At 73.2% G+C, this 20,387-nt stretch carries 1 protein-coding gene; it reads right to left on the bottom strand.

Annotated features, from left to right (window positions below):
* Nucleotides 1–10: 10 nt before the first annotated feature.
* Nucleotides 11–20,293, bottom strand: coding sequence for an SDR family NAD(P)-dependent oxidoreductase (locus tag ACH34R_RS23985; RefSeq protein ID WP_397563750.1), 20,283 nt, complete (start codon nt 20,291–20,293; stop codon nt 11–13).
* Nucleotides 20,294–20,387 lie beyond the last annotated feature (94 nt).

Genomic DNA, 20,387 nt, shown 5'->3' with positions numbered 1-20,387 from the left:
CTGTCAACGATCAAAGGTTCTCGTCGCCGCGGACACCGAATTCGCCGTCGAGCACCGCGAACAGCTCGTCGTCGGTGGCCGACTCCAGGTCCGTCTCGGATACGGGTGGCCCGTCCAGGCCGTGGTCCTTGTCCTGCCACTGGCGGACCAGCGCCTCCAGGCGCGCGGTGATGCGGGAGCCGGCCGGGCCGGGCAGCCCGGCCAGGGCCGCTTCCAGCCGGTCGATCTCCTTGAGCACGTCCTGTGCGGGATCGACGTCGTCGAACAGCTCGGACTTGAGGTATGCGGCCAGGTGGGCCGGGGTCGGGTAGTCGAAGACGAGGGTGGCGGGCAGTCGCAGCGCGACGGCCGCGCCCAGCCGGTTGCGGAGTTCGAGCGCGGTGAGGGAGTCGAAACCGACCTCCTTGAAGGCGCGGTCGGCGGACACCTCGTCGGCGGAGGCGTGCCCGAGTACCGTCGCGACCTGGCCGCGTACCAGGTCGAGCAGGGCGCGCTCGCGCTCGGCGTCCGGCAGTTCGGCGAGCCTGCGGCGGAGGTCCTGCCCGCCGGCCAGGTCCTCGCCGGTGGCGCGGCGCCTGGCGGGGACCAGGCCGCGCAGCATCGGCGAGGTCGTCCGGGAGATCGAGGCCGGGTCGAACTTCACCGGGACGAGCGTCGCGGCGTCCATGCCGAGCGCGGCGTCCAGCAGCGCCAGCCCTTCGCGTTCCGACAGGGCGAGCACGCTTTCGCGGGCCATCCGGGAAAGGTCGCGGTCGGCGAGTTCGCCGGTCATGCCGGTGGCCTGCTCCCACAGGCCCCACGCCAGCGACACGGCCGATCGCCCGTCCGCCCGGCGCTGTTCGGCGAGGGCGTCCAGGAAGGCGTTGGCGGCGGCGTAGTTGGCCTGTCCCGGGCCGCCGAGCACGCCCGTGGCCGAGGAGAACAGGACGAACGCCGACACGTCCGGCAGTAGTTCGTGCAGGTGCCAGGCGGCGTCGGCCTTGGGCCGGAACACCGCCGCCAGCCGGTCCGGCGTCATGGACTCGATCACGCCGTCGTCCAGCACCCCGGCCGCGTGGACGACCGCCCCGACGGAACGGCCCGCCAGCAGGGCGGCCAGGGCGTCGCGGTCGGCGATGTCGCAGGCGGCGATCTCGACGTTCGCCCCCAGCCCGGTCAGGTCGTCGCGCAGTTCGGCCGCGCCGGGCGCGTCGGGGCCGCGGCGGCTGACCAGCAGCAGGTTCCGCAGGCCGCGCTCGGTCACCAGGTGGCGGGCCACCAGCGCGCCGAGCCCGCCGGTGCCGCCGGTGATCAGCACCTGGCCGGGCACGGCCGGGGGTTCCCCGGCCGCCGCGCGGACCTTTACCAGGGCGGGCGCGTACACCGCGCCGTCCCGTACGGCGACCTGCGGTTCGTCCCCGGCCAGCAGGACCGGGCCGTCGGTGTCCACCAGCACGAACCGGCCCGGGTGCTCGGCCTGCGCCGCCCGTACCAGGCCCCACACCGCGGCCCCGGCGAGGTCCTGGACGCGTTCGCCGGGAGTCGCGGCCACCGCGCCGCGGGTCACGATCACCAGCGGCGCCGTGGCCGCTTCGTCGGCCAGGTGGTCCTTGACGGCCCGCAGCACGGCGAGCACGGTCTCGTGGACCGCCCCGGGCATGCCGCCGTCGTGGCGCGGGCATTCCAGCACCGGCTCGTCGCCCGCCGGAGTGCCGCTGGCGGACGTCTTCGACCACTCCACCCGGTACAGCAGGGACGCGAGGTCGCCGGTCTGCGCGACCTGGGCCTCGCTGAGCTGCCGCACCGACACCGCGCGCAGGGTCAGCGACCGGACCGAGGCGACCGGCGCGCCGGTCAGGTCGGTCAGTTCGATGGACAGCGCCTCCGGCGCGTCCGGCGTCGTCGTGAGCCGGGCCCGTACGTGCGAGGCCCCCGCCGTGTGCAGCGTCACTCCGTTCCACGCGAACGGGATCAGCGGCCCGTCGTCCTGCCGCTCGCCGGCCTCGATCAGCGGGGCGGCGTGCAGCACCGCGTCCAGCAGCGCCGGGTGCAGCCCGCCGTCGGCGTTCGCGCCCTCGGGCAACGCGACCTCGGCGACGACCCCGTCCCGCGTACGCCAGGCGGCGCGCAGCCCCTGGAACTCGGGACCGTGCCCGTAGCCACGGGCGGCCATCTCGTCGTAGAAGCCGGTCAGGTCGATCGGCTCGGCGTCCCGGGGCGGCCATGCCGCCAGGGCCGCCAGGTCGGCGGTCCGGCCGGTGCCGTCGCCGTAGGGGGCCAGCACACCGGAGGCGTGCAGGATGTCGCCCGGGCCGTGAACGGCCAGCGACCGGCGTCCGGAGTCGTCCGCCGCCTCGACCACCACCGAGATGGCGACGCCGCCGTCCTCGGGGATGACCAGCGGCTCGTGCAGCACCAGTTCCTCCACCACGCCGCAGCCCACCTCGTCACCGGCCCGGATCGCCAGTTCCACGAAGCCGGTCCCCGGCAGGATCAGCCGGCCGAACAGCGCGTGGTCGGCCAGCCAGGGCTGCGCCCGCACCGACAGCCGCCCGGTCAGCACCACCCCGCCGGAACCGGGCAGCCGGACCACCGCGCCGAGCAGCGGGTGCCCCGCCTCGGTCAGCCCGGCCGCCGACACGTCGGCCGCCGGTGCCGGCTCCAGCCAGAAGCGCTCGCGCTGGAAGGCGTACGTCGGCAGCGGCACCCGGCGGCCACCGCCGATCGCCGCGGGCCAGTCCACGGCCGCCCCCGACGCCCACAGTTCGCCCATCGACGTCAGGAACCGCTCCGGCCCGCCCTCGTCGCGGCGCAGCGTGCCCACCGCCACCACGTCCACCCCGGCGGCCTCGGCGGTCTCCGACACGCCGACCGTCAGCACCGGGTGCGGGCTGGACTCCACGAACGCCCGCAGCCCCTGCCCCAGCAGGGTCCGCACCACGGGCGCGAAGCGCACGGTCTGCCGCAGGTTGGTGTACCAGTAGGCGGCGTCCAGCTCGATGGTGTCGAGCTGGCCTCCGGTGACCGTCGAGTAGAACGGCACCTGCGCAGGGCGCGGCCGGATCGGGGCTAGGTCCTCCAGCAGCCGCTCACGCAATACCTCGACGTGCGCCGAGTGCGAGGCGTAGTCCACCGGGACCCGCTTGTACCGGACCCCGCGCCCTTCCAGGGCCGCCGCCAGTTCGTCCAGCTCGCGGCCGTCGCCGGAGAGCACCACCGAGCCCGCGCCGTTGACCGCCGCCACCGACAGCCCGGTGCCCGCGACCAGTCGCTCGGCCTCGTCGGCGGGCAGCGCGACCGACATCATGCCGCCGCTCAGCCCGGTCACCAGCTCGGCGATCAGCCTGCTGCGCAGCGCGACCACGCGTGCCCCGTCGCGCAGGCTCAGCGCCCCGGCGACGCAGGCCGCGGCGATCTCGCCCTGCGAGTGCCCGACGACGGCGGCGGGGCGTACGCCGTGCGCCTGCCATTGCTCGGCCAGTGAGACCATGACCGCCCACAGCACCGGCTGGACCACGTCCACCCGCTCCAGCGACGGCGCCCCGGCCGTGCCCCGCACGACGTCCAGCAGCCGCCAGTCGACCCACTCCGCAAGCGCCGCCGCGCACCGGTCCATCGCCTCGGCGAACACCGGCGAACTCTCCAGCAGCTCGACGCACATGCCCGCCCACTGCGACCCCTGGCCGGGGAAGACGAACACCACCCCGGCCGCGCCCACCGGCGAGCCGCCGCCCCGCACGCCCTGACCGGCCGCGACCAGCGCCAGCCCGTCCAGCGCCTGGTCCCGGTCGGCGGCGACGACGACCGAGCGCCGTTCCAGCGCCGCCCGGGTCGTCAGCGAGTACGCCACGTCGGCGATCTCCAGCCCGGGGTGCGCGCGCAGGTGCGCGGCCAGGCGTCCGGCCTGCTCGCGCAGCCCGGCCTCGGTCCGCGCCGACACGATCAGCGGCAGTACGCCGCCGGACGGCTCGGCCTCGGCGGGCTCCTCCTCTTCCGGGGCCTGTTCCAGGATGATGTGCGCGTTGGTGCCGCTGATCCCGAACGAGGACACCCCGGCCCGGCGCGGCCGGTCCACTTCCGGCCAGTCCCGGGGCTCGGTGAGGAGTTCCACCGCCCCGGCGGACCAGTCCACATGCGGGGTGGGCTCGTCCACATGCAGGGTGGCGGGCAGCACCCCGTGCCGCATCGCCATGACCATCTTGATCACTGCGGCGACACCGGCGGCGGCCTGGGTGTGGCCGATGTTGGACTTGATCGACCCCAGGTGCAGCGGCTCCTGCCGGTTCTGCCCGTAGGTGGCGAGCAGCGCCTGCGCCTCGATGGGGTCGCCCAGCGTGGTGCCGGTGCCGTGCGCCTCGACCGCATCGACGTCGGCGGTCGTCAGGCGGGCGTTGGCCAGCGCCTGCCGGATCACCCGCTCCTGCGAGGGACCGTTCGGCGCGGTCAGGCCGTTGGAGGCCCCGTCCTGGTTGATCGCCGAGCCGCGTACCACGGCCAGCACCTCGTGCCCGTTGCGCCGGGCGTCCGACAGCCGCTCGACCACCAGCACGCCGACGCCTTCACCCCAGGCCACACCATCGGCCGCCGCCGCGAACGACTTGGACCGCCCGTCCGGCGCGAGGCCCCGCTGCCGGGAGAACTCCACGAAGGAGTCCGGGGTGGCCATCACGGCGACGCCGCCGGCCAATGCCAGCGAGCATTCGCCCTGCCGCAGCGACTGCGCCGCCAGGTGCAGCGCGACCAGCGAGGACGAGCACGCCGTGTCCACCGACACCGCCGGGCCTTCCAGCCCGAACGTGTAGGAGACGCGGCCGGAGACCACGCTGCCGCTGCTGTTGGATTCGGCGTAGTCGTGGTACATGACCCCGGCGAAGACGCCGGTCCGGCTGCCGCGCAGCGCGTGCGGGTCGATCCCCGCGCGCTCCAGCGCCTCCCACGAAACCTCCAGCAGCAGTCGCTGCTGCGGGTCCATCGCCAGCGCCTCACGCGGGCTGATCCCGAAGAACCCCGGGTCGAACTCGGCCGCGTGGTGCAGGAACCCGCCGTCGCGCACATAGGACTTCCCGGCCTTGCCCGGCTCCGGGTCGTACACCGCGCCGACGTCCCAGCCCCGGTCGGCCGGGAAGCCGGTGATGGCGTCCACCTGGTCCGCGACCAGCCGCCACAGCTCCTCCGGCGAGTCGGCCGCGCCCGGATAGCGGCAGGACATGCCGACGATCACGATGGGATCGTCATCGACGGCGACCGCCGCCGCCGGTTCCAGGGCCGCCGCCTCTCCGGTGCCCACGACCTCGTCAAGCAGGTACTCCGCCAGCACCCGGGGCGACGGGTAGTCGAAGATCAGCGTCGCCGGGAGGCGCAGGCCGGTGACCGTGCCGAGCCGGTTGCGCAGTTCCACGGCGGTCAGCGAGTCGAAGCCCAGGTCGGAGAACGCCCGTTCCGGCTCCACCGTCTCCGGCGACCCGTGCCCCAGTACCGACGCCACCTGGGCCCGGACCAGGTCGATCACCACGCGCTCCCGCTCGGCCTCGGCAAGCCCGGCCAGCCGGCCCTCCAGCCCGTCCGGCGTGGCCTCGGCCGTCCGCTGCCGCTTGACCTGCACCAGGCCGCGCAGCAGGGCCGGGGCGGACTCCCCGGCGGCGGCCAGGGCGGCGAAGTCCACCTTGACCGGCATCAGGGCCGGGGCGTCCACGCCCAAGGCCGCGTCCAGCAGGCTCAGCCCTTCGTCGGCGGTCAGCGCGAGCACGCCGTCGCGGGCCATCCGCGACAGATCCGCCTCGGCCAGCGAGCCGCCCATGCCGTCGGCCTGCTCCCACAGGCCCCACTCCAGCGACAGCGCGGCCAGCCCGTGGCCCTGCCGATGCTGGGCCAGCGCGTCCAGGAAGGCGTTGGCGGTCGCGTAGTTGGCCTGGCCCGCCGCGCCGAGCGCCCCGGTCAGCGACGAGAACAGCACGAACGCGGGCACGTCCGGCAGCAGCTCGTGCAGGTGCCAGGCCGCGTCCACCTTGGGGCGGAGCACCTTGGCCATCCGGTCCGGCGTCATGGACTCGACCACGCCGTCGTCCAGCACCCCGGCCGCGTGAACGACCGCGCCCAGCTCGCGGCCCGCGAGCAGCCCGGCCAGGGCGTCGCGGTCGGCCACGTCGCAGGCGGCGATCTCGACGTCCGCGCCGAGCGCGGTCAGCTCGTCGCGCAGCTCGGCCGCGCAGGGCGCGTCCAGGCCCCGGCGGCTCGTCAGCAGCAGTTCGCGTACGTCGTGCGTGGTCACCAGGTGGCGGGCCACCAGCGCGCCCAGGCCGCCGGTGCCGCCGGTCACCAGTACCGGGCCCGCCAGCCTCGGCAGTTCCCCGGCCGGGCGTACCCGGGTCAGGCGGGGCACGTAGACCTCGACGCCCCGGACCGCAAGCTCCGGCTCGTCCCCGGCCGGAAGTACCGGGCCGTCGGTGTCCACCAGCACGAACCGGCCCGGGTGCTCGGCCTGCGCCGACCGGACCAGGCCCCAGACCGCCGCACCGGCCAGGTCCTCCACGACCTCGCCCGGCCGCACCGCGACCGCGCCGCGCGTCACGACCACCAGCCGCGAGTCCCGGCACCGGTCGTCGGCCAGCCACTGCCGCAGCGTCTCCAGCACCCGGACGGCCGTCGCGTGTACCGACTCCGGAAGCGCGCCGCCGTCCCGGTCGCACAGCAGCGCCACGGTCTGCGGTACGCCCGCCTCGGCCAGCGACGCCACGTCCGGATAGACCGGCGCGCCCAGGTGGGCCTCGGTGGCGTCCGCGCCCAGTACCGCACCGATGTGCCGCTGGGCCTGCGGGCGGGTGTCGAGCCGGGTCCAGTCCACCCGGAACAACGGCTCGGACCGCGCCGCCGCCAGGTGCTCCTCGGTCACCGGGCGGATGACGATGGACCCCACCGACGCGACCAGCGTTCCGGCCTCGTCGGTCAGCGTGAGGGCGAGCGCGTCCGGGCCGGTGCGCGACCGCGTGATCCGCGCCCGCAGGCTCCTCGCGCCGTCCGCGTGCAGCGAGACATTCTCCCAGGCGAAGGGCAGCACCGGGCCCGGCGCGATGCGGCCCAGCAGGTCGGTGGCGTGCAGGGCGGCATCGAGCAGGGCCGGGTGCAGGCCGAACCCGGACTGCTCCGCCGCCTCCTCGGGCAGGGCCACCTCGGCGTACAGCTCCTCACCGCGCCGCCACGCCGCCCGCAGGCCCTGGAACAGGGGGCCGTAGGACATGGAGTCGGCGGCGAGCCGGGCGTAGAAGCCGTCCAGGGAGAGCGGTTCTGCTCCTGGCGGCGGCCACGCCGTGAGGTCTTCGGTGGCGGCGGCGGTGTACGGGGCTTCGGTGAGCAGGCCCGTGGCGTGCAGGGTCCACGGGGTGCCGGGCGCGGCGCGCTCGGGGAGCGAATGGAACTCGATGGGCCGGCGACCTTGCTCGCCGGCGGCATCGACCGATATCCGCAGCGCGATCCCGCCCTGCTCGGGGATCACCAGGGGGGCGTGCAGGGTCAGCTCCTCGACCGTACGGCAACCGGTCTGGTCGGCGGCCTGGAGGGCGAGTTCGACGAGTGCGGTGCCGGGGAGGATGACCTGGCCGAGCACGGTGTGCTGGGCTAGCCACGGCTGGTCGCCGAGGGACAGGCGGCCGGTGAGGACCACGCCGCCGGTACCGGGCAGCGTGACCACCGCGCCGATCAAGGGGTGATCGGCGGGGCTCTGGCCCACGCGGGTCACGTCCCCGGCGTCGTGCGCGGACTCCAGCCAGAAGCGTTCGTGCTGGAAGGCGTACGTGGGCAGGTCCACGCGGCGGCCCCGACCGGCGAGTACGGCCTTCCAGTCCACGCTCACGCCGGAGGCCCAAGCCTGGCCGAGACCGGACCACAGTGCTTCGACCTGGGAGCGGTCCTTGCGGAGCAGGGGGATGAACAGCCGCTCTTCGTTCAGGGCGGTGAGCACGCCATCGGGGCCGATCTCCACGAACCGGGTCACACCATCGGCAGCCATGGTCGCGACGCCGTCCTCGAACCGGACGGTCCGGCGCACATGCTCGACCCAGTACTCCGGCGAGCACACCTCCTCACCGGCCCAGGTGCCGGACACGTTCGACACCAGCGGGATGCGCGGGCTCGCGTACGTCACGTTGGCGGCGGCCTCGGCGAAGGCGTCGAGCATCGGGTCCATCAGCGCCGAGTGGAACGCGTGCGAGACCCGCAGCCGGCGGGACCGCCACTCCACCCGCGCCGCGAACCCCTCCAACGCCTGGCGATCCCCGGAGACCACCACGGCCTTGGGGCCGTTGACGGCCGCGATCGACAGGCCCAGTCCTTCCATCGCCTGGACGACATCGGCTTCGGCGGCGGCGACGGCCAGCATCGCCCCGCCCTCGGGCAACGCCTGCATCAACCGCCCGCGCGCCGCGACCAGCGCCGCCGCATCGCGCAGCGAGAAGACCCCCGCGATGTGCGCGGCGGCCAGCTCGCCGATCGAGTGGCCCATCACCACATCGGGCACCACACCCCAGGACTCCACCAGCCGATACAGCCCCACTTGCAGGGCGAACAGGCCGCACTGGGCGTAGGCGGTCTGCTCCAGCGCAGCAGCGTCGGAGCCCCACATCACCTCGCGCAACGGCCGGTCCAGCACCTGGTCGGTCACGGCGCAGACCTCGTCCACCACGCGGGCGAACACGTCGAAGGTCTCGTACAGCTCCCGGCCCATCCCGAGCCGCTGCGAGCCCTGCCCGGAGAACAGCAGACCGGTCCGGCCCTGCACCGGCCCCGCGCCGAGGTCGAGCCCGTCCAGGCCGTCGAGCAACGTCGCACGGTCACCGGCGACGACCACCGCACGCCGTTCCAGCGCCGCCCGCTCCGTCAGCGAGAACGCCACGTCGGACAGTTCCAACTCCGGCCGCGCCCGCAGATGCTCGGCCAGCCGCTCGGCCTGCGCACGCAACCCGGCCTCGGTCCGCGCCGAGACGACCACCGGCACGACCTCGAACGGCTCCGGTCCGGCAGGCTGCTCTCCCAGCTCAGGGGCCTGCTCGATGATCACGTGTGCGTTGGTGCCGCTGATCCCGAACGACGACACCCCGGCCCGGCGCGGCCGATCCACCTGCGGCCATTCGCGGGCCTCGGTCAGCAGCTCGACGGCCCCGGCCGACCAGTCCACATGGGGCGTCGGCTCGTCCAGGTGAAGGGTGCGGGGCAGTACGCCGTTCCGCATGGCCATCACCATCTTGATCACACCGGCCACGCCCGCCGCCGCCTGGGTGTGCCCGATATTGGACTTGATCGACCCAAGGAGCAGCGGCTCCTGCCGGTTCTGCCCGTACGTGGCCAGCAGCGCCTGCGCCTCGATCGGGTCGCCCAAGGTCGTCCCGGTCCCGTGCGCCTCCACCACGTCCACGTCGGCCGCCGACAGTTGGGAATTGGCCAGCGCCTGCCGGATCACCCGCTCCTGCGAAGGACCGTTCGGCGCGGTCAGGCCGTTGGAGGCCCCGTCCTGGTTGATCGCCGACCCGCGTACCACGGCCAGTACCTCGTGCCCGTTGCGGCGGGCGTCCGACAGCCGCTCCACCACCAGCACGCCGACGCCTTCACCCCAGGCCACACCATCGGCCGCCGCCGCGAACGACTTACTCCGCCCGTCCGGCGCGAGGCCCCGCTGCCGGGAGAACTCCACGAACGAATCCGGCGTCGCCATCACCGTCACGCCGCCGACCAGCGCCAGCGAGCACTCCCCCTGCCGGAGCGACTGCGCCGCCAGGTGCAGCGCGACCAGCGAGGACGAGCACGCCGTGTCGACGCTGATCGCCGGGCCTTCCAGCCCGAAGGTGTAGGAGATCCGCCCGGACACCACGCTGCCGCCACTGCTGGAGTCGAGGTAGTCGTGGTACATCACCCCGGCGAAGACGCCCGTCCGGCTGCCCCGCAGTGACAACGGATCGATGCCGGTCCGTTCCAGCGCCTCCCACGAAACCTCAAGCAGCAGCCGCTGCTGCGGGTCCATGGCCAGCGCCTCACGCGGGCTGATCCCGAAGAACCCGGGGTCGAAGTCCGCCGCATCATGCAGGAACCCGCCATCGCGCACATACGACTTGCCGGGCTGCTCCGGTTCCGGGTCGTAGACGCCGTCGATGTCCCAGCCCCGGTCGGCGGGGAAGCCGGAGATGGCGTCCACCTGGCCCGCGACCAGCCGCCACAACTCCTCCGGACCGCTCACCCCACCCGGATACCGGCAGGACATCCCCACGATCACCACGGGATCGTCGTCAACGGCCACGGTCGCGGCCGGCACCGGAGCCGCCACGTCTCCGGTGCCCACGACCTCACCCAGCAGGTACTCCGCCAGAACTCGCGGAGACGGATAGTCGAAGACCAGCGTCGCCGGGAGCCGCAGGCCGGTGACCGTACCCAGCCGGTTGCGCAGTTCCACGGCGGTCAGCGAGTCGAAGCCCAGGTCCGAGAACGCCCGTTCCGCCTCCACCGCCTCGGCCGACCCGTGCCCCAGTACCGACGCCACCTGGGCCCGCACCAGGTCGATGACCACGCGCTCCCGCTCGGCCTCGGCAAGTCCGGCCAGTCGGCCGGCCAGCCCGTCCGGCGTGGTCTCGGCGGCCCGCTGCCGCTTGACCTGCGCCAGGCCACGCAGGGCAGTGGGCAGCGACTCGCCCTGCGCGCGGAGCGCGGCCAGGTCCAGCTTCACCGGTACCAAGGCCGCAGCCTCGATGCCCAGCGCCGCGTCCAGCAGGCCCAGCCCTTCGTCGGCGGTCAGCGCGCGTACGCCTTCGCGGCTCATCCGCGACCGGTCCACCTCGGCCAGCGTGCCGCCCATGCCCTCGGCCTGCTCCCACAGACCCCACGCCAGCGACAGACCACCCCGCCGCCGCGAAGCCAGCGCGTCCAAAAACGCGTTGCCCGCCGCATAGTTCGCCTGCCCCGCCGCGCCCAGCACCCCAGACAGCGACGAGAACACCACGAACACCGACACATCCGGCAACAGCTCGTGCAGATGCCAAGCCGCGTCCACCTTCGGCCGCAACACCCTGCTCAACCGCTCCGGCGTCAACGCCTCGACCACACCGTCATCCAGCACACCGGCCGCATGCACCACCGCACCCACTTCGCGCCCCGCCAGCAGCCCCGCCAGCGCATCACGGTCGGCCACATCACACGCGGCGACCTCCACCGACGCACCCAGCCCCGCCAGCTCATCGCGCAGCCCGACCGCGCCGGGCGCGTCCAGCCCACGCCGACCGACCAGCAGCAACTCCCGCACCCCATGCACGGAAACCAGGTGCCGGGCCACCAACGCGCCCAGCCCGCCCGTGCCACCGGTCACCAGCACCGGACCCGACACCCGGGGCGACTCCCCGGCCGCCGGCCGTACCCGGGCCAGCCTGGGCACGAACACCCGCCCTTCACGAACCGCGTACTCCGGCTCGCCGTCCACCAGCGCGGGAATCGGCCCATCGGTGTCCACCAGGACGAACCGCCCCGGATGTTCGGTCTGCGCCGACCGCACCAGACCCCGGACCGCCGCACCGGCCAGGTCCTCCACGGTCTCATCCGGCCGGACCGCGACCGCACCACGAGTCACGATCACCAGCCGGGATGCGGCGAACCGCTCATCGGCGAGCCAGTCCTGAACCACGGCCAACGCCCACGCCGCAGCCTCATGTACCGCTTCCACCGAATCGCCTGCACCAGGCTCGTGAAGCAGTGCCACGGTGTCCGGAGCTTCGGCCAGCGCCGCCGGCTCCGGGACGACCACCCCATCCAACGCACCCGCAGCAGACCCGGCCTCGGCCCACTCCAGCCGATACAACGACTCCCGGAAGCCGCCCTGCGACACCAGAGCCGCCGCCAGCCGCTCGGCCGAGACCGGCCGCGACACGAGCGACCCCACCGACGCCACCGGCAAACCGGACTCGTCCGCCAGATCAACGGACACCCCGTCCAGGCCGGATGCGGCGATCCGCACCCGCACCACGGCCGCGCCCGGCGCGAACAGCGAAACCCCGTTCCACGCGAACGGAATCGACGGCCCCGACGCCACGTCATCGACCAGCGCGGCATGCAACACCGCGTCGAACAGCGCCGGATGCACCCCGAACCCACGGGCCCCCGCCGCGTCCGGCAGCCCGACCTCGGCGAACACCTCCTCGCCGCGCCGCCACACCGCACGAAGCCCCTGGAACGCGGGCCCGTAGCCATAACCGGCCTCGGCCAGCCGGGGATACAGCCCATCGATCGGGACCGGAGTGGCGCCAGGCGGCGGCCAGGCGGTGAGGTCCGTACGAGGTTCGATCGTGTCGGGAGAGTCGGCGAGAGTGCCCGTGGCGTGGAGGACCCACGACGCGTCGGCCTCGGGGTCACCCGCACACGAGTGGACCGCGACGGTGCGCCGGCCATCGTCCAGGGAGCCGATCGTGACGCGTATCGCCAGCGTGCCTTCCTCCGGCACCGGCAACGGCGCGTGCAGGGTCAGCTCCTCGATCCGCTCGCACCCCACGCGTTCCGCGCCTTGCAGGACCAACTCCACGAAGGCGGTCCCGGGCAGGATGACCTGCCCGAACACGGCGTGGTCGGCCAGCCACGGCTGATCCTGCACGGAGAGCCGCCCGGTCAGTACCACCCCATCGGACTCCGGCAGCGCCACCAGGGCACCGAGCAACGGGTGCTCCGCCGCCACCTGCCCCAGCGAGGCGGGATCGCCGACACCGCCACCGCTGTTCAGCCAGTACCGCTCACGCTGGAACGCGTACGTGGGCAGGTCCACCCGCCGCCCCCGGCCCGCCAGCGCGGCCTTCCAGTCCACCGCGACACCGGACGCCCAGGCCCCGCCCAGCCCCCACCACAGCGCCTCGACCTCGGGCCGGTCCTTGCGCAGCAGCGGCACGAACAACCGCTCCTCGTTCAGGGCGGTGAGCACCCCATCAGGACCGATCTCCACGAACCGGGTCACACCATCGGCGGCCATGGTCGCGACGCCGTCCTCGAACCGGACCGTCCGGCGCACATGCTGCACCCAGTACTCCGGCGAGCACACCTCCTCACCGGCCCAGGTCCCGGACACGTTCGACACCAGCGGGATGCGCGGGCTCGCGTACGTCACGTTGGCGGCGGCCTCGGCGAAGGCGTCGAGCATCGGGTCCATCAGCCCCGAGTGGAAGGCATGCGACACCCGCAGCCACCGGCACCGCCACTCCACCCGGCCCGCGAACTCCTCCAACGCCTGGCGATCCCCCGACAGCACGACCGCCGAAGGCCCGTTCACAGCGGCAATCGAAAGATCAAGCCCAGTCACGGCCTCGGCGACGTCGGCTTCCGTGGCGGCGACAGCGAGCATCGCGCCACCCTCGGGAAGGGCCTGCATCAACCGCCCGCGAGCGGCCACCAGCGCCGCCGCATCGCGCAGTGAGAAGACCCCCGCGATGTGCGCGGCGGCCAGTTCACCGATCGAGTGGCCCATCACCGCATCGGGCACCACACCCCAGGACTCCACCAGCCGGTACAAGCCGACTTGCAGGGCGAACAGCCCGCACTGCGCATAGGCGGTCTGCTCCAGAGCCGACGCGTCCGAGCCCCACATGACCTCGCGCAGCGGACGGTCCAGCACCTGATCGACCACAGCGCAGACCTCGTCCACCACACCGGCGAACACCGCAAACGCCTCATAAAGCTCCCGGCCCATCCCCAGCCGCTGCGACCCCTGACCGGAGAACAGCATCCCGGTCCGCCCCGCCAGTACGGCAGGGCCGGCATCCAGCCCGTCCAGCCCGTCCAGCAGCCCATCCCGATCCCCGGCCACGACCACCGCACGCCGTTCCAGCGCCGCCCGCGCGGTCAGCGAGTACGCCACATCGGCGATCTCCAGCTCAGGATGCGCCCGCAGGTGCTCGGCAAGCCGCTCGGCCTGCTCATGCAGCCCCGACTCGGTCCGCGCCGACACCACCACCGGCACCACACCGGACGGCTCGACCTCGGCGGGTTCCACCTCCGGCGCCTGCTCGATGATGACGTGTGCGTTGGTGCCGCTGATCCCGAACGACGACACCCCGGCCCGGCGCGGCCGGTCCACCTGCGGCCACTCCCGGGCCTCGGTAAGCAGCTCCACCGCCCCGGCCGACCAGTCCACATGCGGCGTCGGCGCATCCACGTGCAACGTGGCCGGAAGCACCCCGTGCCGCATCGCCATGACCATCTTGATCACACCGGCGACACCCGCCGCCGCCTGGCTGTGCCCGATGTTCGACTTGATCGAGCCCAACCGCAGCGGCTCGGTCCGCCCCTGCCCATAGGTGGCCAGCAACGCCTGGGCCTCGATCGGGTCGCCCAGCGTGGTCCCGGTGCCGTGCGCCTCCACCGCATCGACGTCGTGCGCCGACAGACCGGCATTGGCCAGCGTCTGCCACACCAGCCGTTCCTGCGAGGGCCCGTTCGGCGCGGTCAGCCCATTGGAGGCCCCGTCCTGGTTGATCGCCGACCCGCGCAGCACGGCCAGCACCTCGTGCCCGTTGCGCCGGGCGTCCGACAGCCGCTCAAGTACCAGCACCCCGACGCCCTCGGACCAGCTTGTCCCGTCCGCCGCACCGGCGAAGGACTTACTGCGCCCGTCAGGGGCCAGCCCCCGCTGTAGCGAGAACTCCACGAAGGAGCCCGGCGTCGCCATCACGGTGACACCGCCCGCCAGCGCCAGCGAACACTCGCCCTGCCGCAGCGCCTGGGCGGCCCAATGCAGTGCCACCAGCGACGACGAACACGCGGTGTCCACCGACACCGCCGGACCCTCCAGCCCGAACGTGTAGGAGACCCGCCCCGACACCACGCTGCCGCCGGTGCCGGAGTCGGCGTAGTCGTGGTACATCACCCCGGCGAAGACGCCGGTCCGGCTGCCCCGCAGCCCGTGCGGGTCGATCCCGGCCCGCTCCAGCGCCTCCCACGAAACCTCCAGCAGCAGCCGCTGCTGCGGGTCCATCGCCAGCGCCTCACGCGGGCTGATCCCGAAGAACCCCGGATCGAACTCCGCCGCATCATGCAGGAACCCGCCGTCGCGCACATACGAGCGGCCAGGTACGCCAGGCTCCGGATCGAAAACCGCGTCGATGTCCCACCCGCGATCCGTCGGGAACCCGGAGATCGCATCGACCCGATCGGCGACCAGCCGCCACAGGCCCTCGGGCGAGTCCACCCCGCCCGGATACCGGCACGACATGCCGACGATCACCACGGGGTCGTCATCGGCGGCCACCGTCGCCCGCACCGGAGCAGGCGTGCTCACCCGCCCGGTCCCGGCCAGCTCGCCCAGCAGGTACTCCGCCAGCACCTGCGGAGACGGATAGTCGAAGACCAGCGTCGCCGGAAGCCGCAGCCCGGTCACCGAGCCCAGCCCGTTGCGCAGTTCCACCGCCGTCAGCGAGTCGAAGCCCAGGTCGGAGAACGCCCGCTCCGGCTCCACCGCCTCTGCCGACCCGTGGCCCAGTACCGACGCCACCTGCGTACGGACCAGATCCAGGACGGTCCGCGGCGTCCACGACGATCCACGCGACGGGGTGACGCTCCGGGCCTGCCTGCCCGCCAGCCCCTTGAGCACGCTGGGCAGCGACGTGCCGCGAGCGCGGAGCGCGTTCAGGTCGAACCGCACGGGCACCAGCAGCGCCGCATCGACACCGAGCGCGGTGTCCAGCAGGCCCAGCCCTTCCTCCGCGGACAGGGCGAGCACGCCTTCGCGGCTCATCCGCGACCGGTCCACGTCGGCCAGCGTGCCGCCCATGCCGTCGGCCTGCTCCCACAGACCCCAGGCCAGCGACAGGGCGGCCTGCCCATCCGCGCGCCGCCGCTGCGCCAGCGCGTCCAGGAAGGCGTTGCCCGCCGCGTAGTTGGCCTGCCCGGCGCTGCCCATCAGCCCGGCTCCGGAGGAGAACAGTACGAACGCCGACACGTCCGGCAACAGCTCGTGCAGGTGCCAGGCCGCGTCCACCTTGGGCCGGAGTACGGCGGCCATCCGCTCGGGCGTCAGCGCCTCGACCACACCGTCGTCCAGCACACCGGCTGTGTGGACCACCGCGCCGATGGCCCGGTCCGCCAGGAGCCCGGCCAGGGCGTCCCGGTCGGCCACGTCACACGCGGCGACCTCCACCGACGCACCCAGCCCGGCCAGCTCGTCACGCAGTTCCACAGCCCCCGGCGCGTCCAGCCCACGCCGCCCGACCAGCAGCAGTTCGCGTACGCCATGCACGGTCACCAAGTGCCGGGCCACCAGCGCGCCCAGCCCGCCCGTGCCACCGGTCACCAGCACCGGACCCGGCAACCGCGGCAGCTCTCCCGCCACCGCCCGCACCCGTGCCAGCCGGGGCAGGAACACCCGCCCCTCCCGCACCGCGTACTCCGGCTCGCCGTCCACCAGCGCGGGAATCGGCCCATCGGTGTCCACCAGTACGAATCGCCCTGGATGTTCCGTCTGCGCCGACCGCACCAGACCCCAGACCGCCGCACCGGCCAGGTCCGCCACGGTCTCCTGCGCCGAAACCGCCACCGCGCCGCGCGTCACGATCACCAGCCGGGAGTCGCGGTACCGGTCGTCGGCCAGCCACTGCTGAACCGTCTCCAGAACCCGAACGGCCGTAGCGTGGACCGACTCCGGAACCGCGCCGCCGTCCGGTTCGCACACCAGCGCCACGGTGTCCGGAACTTCGGCCAGCGCCGCCAGATCCGGGACGACCACCCCATCGAAGCCGCCCGCAGCAGACCCGGCCTCGGCCCACTCCAGCCGATACAACGACTCCCGGAACCCGCCCTGCGACACCAGAGCCGCCGCCAGCCGCTCAGCCGACACCGGCCGCGCGACCAACGACCCCACCGACGCCACCGGCAAACCGGACTCATCCGCCAGATCAACGGAAATCCCATCCGGCCCCGATGGTGCGATCCGCACCCGCACCACCGAAACACCGGCCGCGAACAGCGACACCCCGTTCCACGCGAACGGGATCGACGGCCCGGCCGCCGTGTCGCCGACCAGCGCGGCGTGCAACACCGCGTCCAGCAACGCCGGATGCACCCCGAAGTCACGGCCATCGGCCGCGTCCGGCAGCCCGACCTCGGCGAACACCTCCTGACCACGCCGCCACACCGCACGAAGCCCCTGGAACGCGGGCCCGTAGCCATAACCGGCCTCGGCCAGTTCGTCGTACGCTCCCGCGATGTCCACGGCCTCGGCCCCCTCCGGAGGCCAGGCCGCCGCCTCCCAGCCACCGGAGACGTCGCCAGGAGCCACCGTTCCCGAGGCGTGCAGGGTCGTGGCGGACGAGGAACCGCTGTAGATCGCGACCGCGCGACGCCCGGCCTCATCCGCGCCCTCGACGACCACCTGGATCGCGACCCCGCCGTCATCGGGCACCGGCAGCGGCGCGTGCAGGGTCAGTTCCTCGATCTGCCGGCAGTCCACCCGGTCGGCGGCCTGCAACGCGAGTTCCACGAAGGCCGTCCCGGGCAGGATGACCTGCCCGAGTACGGCGTGGTCGGCCAGCCAGGGCTGGTCGCCGATGGACAGCCGCCCGGTCAGCACCACCCCGCCGGTACCGGGCAGTGTGACCACCGCGCCCAGCAGCGGATGGTCGGCAGGGCGCTGCCCCACCCCGGTCACGTCCCCGGCATCGTGCGCGGGCTCCAGCCAGTAGCGCTCACGCTGGAACGCGTACGTGGGCAGGTCCACCCGCCGCCCCCGGCCCGCCAGCGCGGCCTTCCAGTCCACCGCGACACCGGACGCCCAGGCCCGGCCCAGCCCCCACCACAGCGCCTCGACCTCGGGCCGGTCCTTGCGCAGCAGCGGCACGAACACCCGCTCCTCGTTCAGGGCGGTGAGCACCCCATCAGGACCGATCTCCACGAACCGGGTCACACCATCGGCGGCCATGGTCGCGACGCCGTCCTCGAACCGGACCGTCCGCCGGACATGCTCGACCCAGTACTCCGGCGAGCACACCTCCTCACCGGCCCAGGTGCCGGACACGTTCGACACCAGCGAGATACGCGGGCTCGAATACGTCACCCGGGAAGCCGCCTCAGCGAAGGCTTCCAGCATCGGGTCCATCAGCCCCGAGTGGAAGGCATGCGACACCCGCAGCCACCGGCACCGCCACTCCACCCCGGCCGCGAAGGACTCCAGCACCTCCCGAGCCCCGGACACCACCACCGCCGAAGGCCCGTTCACAGCGGCGATCGACAGATCAAGCCCCGCCATCGCCGCAACGACATCGGCCTCAGTGGCGGCGACAGCGAGCATCGCCCCGCCCTCAGGAAGCGCCTGCATCAACCGCCCGCGCGCCGCGACCAGCGCCGCCGCGTCCTGAAGCGAGAACACCCCGGCCACATGCGCGGCGGCCAGCTCCCCAATGGAGTGCCCCATCACCGCGTCCGGCACCACACCCCAGGACTCGACCAGCCGGTACAAGCCCACCTGAAGCGCGAACAAACCACACTGCGCATACGCCGTCTGCTCCAGGGCAGCGGCATCGGAACCCCACATCACCTCACGCAACGGCCGATCCAGCACCTGATCGACCACCGCGCACACTTCATCCACCACACCGGCGAACACCGGGAACGTTTCATAAAGCTCCCGGCCCATCCCCAGCCGCTGCGACCCCTGCCCGGAGAACAACATCCCGGTCCGCCCCGCCACCGGCCCGGCACCCGGAACCAGCGAGTCCAGCCCGTCGAGCAACGCCGCACGGTCCCCGGCGACCACCACCGCACGCCGTTCCAGCGCCGCCCGCTCCGTCAGCGAGACCGCCACATCGGAAAGCCCCAACTCCGGATGCGCATGCAGGTGCTCGGCCAGCCGACCGGCCTGCTCACGCAACCCGCTCTCACTCCGCGCCGAGACCACCACCGGCAGCACACCGTCGAACGGCCGAACCTCGGCGGGCTCCTCCTCCGGGGCCTCTTCCAGGATGACGTGCGCGTTCGTCCCGCTGATCCCGAACGAGGACACCCCGGCCCGGCGCGGCCGATCCCCCGCCGGCCACTCCCGAGCCTCGGTAAGCAGCTCCACCGCACCCGCCGACCAGTCCACATGCGGCGTCGGCTCGTCCACGTGCAACGTACGCGGCAACACCCCGTGCCGCATCGCCATGACCATCTTGATCACACCGGCGACACCCGCCGCCGCCTGGCTGTGCCCGATGTTCGACTTGATCGACCCGAGCCGCAGCGGCTCCGACCGCCCCTGCCCGTAAGTGGCCAGCAACGCCTGCGCCTCGATCGGGTCGCCCAGCGTCGTCCCCGTACCGTGCGCCTCCACCACGTCCACATCGGCTGTCGACAACCGCGCATTGGCCAGCGCCTGCCGGATCACCCGCTCCTGCGAGGGACCGTTCGGCGCGGTCAGCCCACTGGAGGCCCCGTCCTGGTTGACCGCGGACCCGCGTACCACCGCCAAGACCTGGTGCCCGTTACGTTGAGCGTCCGACAACCGCTCCAGCAGCAGCACGCCCACGCCCTCGGACCAGCTCGCGCCGTCCGCGGCGGCGGCGAAGGACTTGCTGCGTCCGTCGGGGGCCAGCCCGCGCTGCCGGCTGAAGTCGACGAACATCGACGGCGTGGACATCACCGTCACGCCGCCGACCAGCGCCAGCGAGCACTCCTCCTGCCGCAGCGACCGTGTGGCCAGGTGCAGCGCCACCAGCGAGGACGAGCACGCCGTGTCCACCGTCACCGCGGGCCCTTCCAAGCCGAACAGGTAGGAGACCCGCCCGGACACGACGCTGGGCGCGCTGCCGTTGCCGACGTACCCGGCGATGTCCTCGGGGACCTTGCCGGGGCGGCTGCCGTAGTCGTCGTACATGACCCCGGCGAACACGCCCGTCTGGCTGGCACGCAGCCCATGCGGGTCGATCCCGGCCCGCTCCAGCGCCTCCCACGAAACCTCCAGCAGCAACCGCTGCTGCGGGTCCATGGCCACCGCCTCGCGCGGGCTGATCCCGAAGAACGCCGAGTCGAACTCCGCCGCGTCGTGAAGAAAGCCGCCGTCGCGGACGTACGACTTGCCGGGCCGGCCCGGCTCCGGGTCGTACACGGCGTCGATGTCCCAGCCGCGGTCGGCCGGGAATCCGGAGATGGCGTCCACCTGATCGGCGACCAGCCGCCACAGCCCTTCGGGCGAGTCGGCCGCGCCCGGATAGCGGCACGACATGCCGACAATGGCGATCGGCTCGTGTTCCCTCAATTCGGCTTCGCGCAGGCGGCGCCTGGCCTCTCTCAGGTCGGCAGTCGCTCTTTTCAGATATTCGACGAGCTTTGCTTCATTGTTCACTGAAAACCCACTCCTGCGCGAACGCGAATGAGATCGGCCCAACGCTACGGAGCGGCCACAGCGGCGGCCAACCCCTAAACCTCTAGGGGTTGGC

Source organism: Spongiactinospora sp. 9N601 (assembly GCF_044326295.1).
Classification (GTDB): domain Bacteria; phylum Actinomycetota; class Actinomycetes; order Streptosporangiales; family Streptosporangiaceae; genus Spongiactinospora; species Spongiactinospora gelatinilytica.
The sequence above is the reverse complement of the archived record's forward strand: the minus strand, read 5'-3'. Positions and strand labels throughout refer to the sequence as shown.